Raw genomic sequence first — 290 nt, forward strand, 5'->3', positions numbered from 1 at the left:
GGAAAATCTGTTTCACAGTTAGCTTTACAGAAACGATTTACAAAGATCAAGAAGCGAAAGAGATATGAGTGGTTAAATGACATCAACGCACAAGTTCCTAAACAGGCTTCAAAAGATTTTGATAAGGCGAGGAAAAATTCGTTCGAAAAGTACAAAAATGGTTATCACACTTCTTATAAATCCAAAAAAGATTTAATCCAAGGATTTTATGCCAATTATGAAAGACTGATTATAGGAAAGAAAGTAGTTCATATTCAGTCTATTGGAGAAGTGAAAACAAGCCAACAACT

The 290-nt window shown here is 32.8% G+C and carries 1 pseudogene; it reads left to right on the forward strand.

From position 1 onward, the window contains the following. Nucleotides 1–290 (forward strand): annotated as a pseudogene (locus JDS99_RS31255) (helix-turn-helix domain-containing protein); the annotation flags it as partial.

Origin of the sequence: Bacillus cereus group sp. N6 (assembly GCF_016483705.1) — a bacterium.
In the GTDB taxonomy this organism is placed as follows: domain Bacteria; phylum Bacillota; class Bacilli; order Bacillales; family Bacillaceae_G; genus Bacillus_A; species Bacillus_A wiedmannii.